At 45.3% G+C, this 2,363-nt stretch carries 5 protein-coding genes; 4 read left to right on the forward strand and 1 reads right to left on the reverse strand.

Annotated elements, in window-relative coordinates; all coding sequences use genetic code 11:
* Positions 1–90 precede the first annotated feature (90 nt).
* Positions 91–576 carry a hypothetical protein gene (locus tag ACN4EG_RS27565; RefSeq protein ID WP_431633489.1) on the reverse strand — a complete coding sequence of 162 codons (486 nt, stop codon included), beginning with the start codon at positions 574–576 and terminating at the stop codon, positions 91–93.
* Positions 577–827: 251 nt separating this feature from the next.
* Here ACN4EG_RS27565 and ACN4EG_RS27570 point away from each other — a divergent pair, with 251 nt between their 5' ends.
* The 4 genes from ACN4EG_RS27570 to ACN4EG_RS27585 all read left to right on the forward strand — a co-directional run bounded on the left by ACN4EG_RS27570 (position 828) and on the right by ACN4EG_RS27585 (position 2,271).
* Complete coding sequence (locus ACN4EG_RS27570; protein ID WP_431633490.1) at positions 828–989, forward strand: hypothetical protein; 162 nt, start codon at positions 828–830, stop codon at positions 987–989.
* A gap of 334 nt (positions 990–1,323) precedes the next feature.
* On the forward strand, positions 1,324–1,494 hold the full coding sequence (locus tag ACN4EG_RS27575) for a hypothetical protein (RefSeq protein ID WP_431633491.1): 171 nt from the start codon (positions 1,324–1,326) through the stop codon (positions 1,492–1,494).
* A 144-nt stretch (positions 1,495–1,638) separates the two neighbouring features.
* Entirely contained in the window at positions 1,639–1,875 is a 237-nt protein-coding gene (locus tag ACN4EG_RS27580) for a hypothetical protein (protein ID WP_431633492.1), read from the forward strand.
* A gap of 3 nt (positions 1,876–1,878) precedes the next feature.
* Positions 1,879–2,271 (forward strand): hypothetical protein, encoded by a 393-nt coding sequence (locus ACN4EG_RS27585; protein ID WP_431633493.1) that lies wholly within the window; start codon positions 1,879–1,881, stop codon positions 2,269–2,271.
* Positions 2,272–2,363: the final 92 nt, after the last annotated feature.

The raw sequence follows: 2,363 nt of genomic DNA on the forward strand, positions 1-2,363 counted from the left end.
CATGATGGTTCGACTGGTTGTGTGGTAACTTCTAGCCTAAACCAGACTCCAACGCCCGTCCCGCTTTCGTTTTATTCCTCAATACTTTTGTCAGTCAAGCAGGTTGTCCACCTCTGTCCTGGCAGTTGCCTTTGTGGGCAGTTGGTTGAGCATCTGCCGAGTCTGCTCAAGCATCACCCAACTAATCGCTTGGCGCTGGCTTTGGGGGGTGGCCTTGCGCTTTGCCAAGGTTGCCGGAGTTTGTTGCACCGATAGGCTGTAGCCTCGATGTGCTTCGACATCAATCACCGCTATCACCGAAATCTCTAGACCCTTCTGACTGCGGCTCTGACTCCCGTTGTAAAACCAATCCAACCCATAGGTCGCTTTGCCACTCTTGGGGATAAATGAGCAGTCCATCCCACCAATGCAGGTCGCACCACTGGGGATTGCCATCTCAATCAGCTGAGCATTCAAGCCCATGAAGCAAAACTCCTGGTGGTACTGGCGGCGGTAGGTTCTCTCGGACAACTCACTGTAGCGACTCAGATTCGTGAAGTTGACTTTGCCACACACCAGCAGAATGGTTGGAAACAACGTCAGTAAAAACCTCTGTTGCGGTTTGTCAAAGACCCCATTTTGGCAAATAGGGCTTGTAGAATGGTCTTCATGGCTACCTCTTGGGTGTTTGACGTAATATCTGCACCTTACAAACAGAGGTGGCTTTTTGTCTAGAACCCTGATTTTTCTCTCTAAAAACTGTCCGAACTATTGTTACAGAGACCTCTCTAAGTCAAGAAGAACCGTTATTTGTCGAAGAGATCACTGCAATCAAGGCATTTCATCTTGTGCAGCGAGTTCTGATTATCAGTTTGGGAGCGATCGTCGGCAGTGTGGCAATGGCTTGCCTGGTGTTTTGCCTGGGAACGATTCTGTTTGCCCTAATTGCACCACCTCAGTCGAGTATGGCTCCAGCGCAGGAAAATCAATCAAACATCAACCCTTCCTGAATATTAGGACATCACCTCAAATGACCAGCTTCACGTCCAATCCCTTCAATAACTTGGTGAAGAAGTTGCAAGTCCAGTGCTCAAATCTGTTCGATAAAGATCCAGTTGAGCTTGTGTTTACCACTATGTTTATCTTCATATTGACTTGTATTGGTTCAATGCTGATAATTTGTTTCTTCTTTGAAATGGAGAAGAGAGAAATGAATCAGCAATCTTTACCTCAAACGGAAGTTCAATCACCGTCTGAACTGCCTGTATCAAGGACATCTAGGCAGGTAGACAAGCATTCGCCCTAGCCGTATTGACTGTTCTAAAGGAATTCAGTGGAAATGTCATGGATTTTAATCAGCAGAGCTATGTCATTGCGACCTACCCCAGCTATGAAACGGCTATTTTGACCTTTAATCGGTTGATTCTAGCTGGATTTTCACTTGCTAATATCTCGATTGTTCGTACAGCGTCGTCTCAACGTTTTTGTTGTGGAGATGTGATCCAAACCAATTAAGCAACAAGACCGTCTCCCACAATAGTTTTTACTAGTGGCGATACTTTATGGAAAGTAGGCTGGAGAATTGGCATTATCTTAGGCGGCACGATCGGAATTCTATTAGGACACAGCGTTTCATCTCTACCCGGTGTTGATGGGATCATGCTCCTGTCTAAGATTATCTTCGCTCTCGCCAGCGGCTTTGTTTGCTCTGTTTCTGGCGGAGTTATTGGAATTCTAATCATCTCACAGATTAATCAGAAGCAAGTTAGAGAGTGGAACCAGCGGCTTACTCAAGGTGATTACCTGCTTGTTATACACGGCAGCACAGATGAAGTGGCTCGTGCTAAACGCTTTCTCATCGCTTCGCTTCAGGAAAAAGTTTCTTCTGAGTATTGAACAATGTTTTACCCTACTCACTTTTCACCTGATTCTTCTTCTATTCGCATGATTCGTCGAGGCAGACACAAGATTTTCATCGGCATGGCTCCTGGTGTTGGTAAAACCTACTGGATGCTAGATGAAGCACAGCGACTCAAGCATTTGGGAAAAGATGTGGTCATTGGACTTTTAGAAACCCACGATCGTTGGGAAACAATTGCCAAAGCAGAAGGATTAGAGATTGTACCGTGTAAAGTTGTCAATCGCTGCGGACTTATCTTTCATGAAATGGATTCAGAAGCAATTTTGGCGAGACAACCTCAATTGGTTCTCATTGATGACCTAGCACATACTAACTTTCCGGGTGCTTGTCACCAGAGCCGATATCAAGATGTTGACGTATTAAGTAGCTAGGCTGAATTAAATATAAAACGTTCAACCTTATAACCTTTGGGAAAATAGCGGTTTTCTACCCCAGCGATAACGGCCATGGCTAAGTCATAGGA

The sequence above is a fragment of the Alkalinema pantanalense CENA528 genome (assembly GCF_050753345.1).
GTDB lineage: Bacteria > Cyanobacteriota > Cyanobacteriia > Leptolyngbyales > Leptolyngbyaceae > Alkalinema > Alkalinema pantanalense.

Excerpts from the sequence above, each read along its gene's own strand:
- ACN4EG_RS27585 (WP_431633493.1), top strand. The coding sequence starts at position 1,879 with ATGTTTTACCCTACTCACTTTTCACCTGATTCTTCTTCTATTCGCATG.
- ACN4EG_RS27575 (WP_431633491.1), top strand. The coding sequence starts at position 1,324 with ATGGATTTTAATCAGCAGAGCTATGTCATTGCGACCTACCCCAGCTAT.
- ACN4EG_RS27580 (WP_431633492.1), top strand. The coding sequence starts at position 1,639 with ATGCTCCTGTCTAAGATTATCTTCGCTCTCGCCAGCGGCTTTGTTTGC.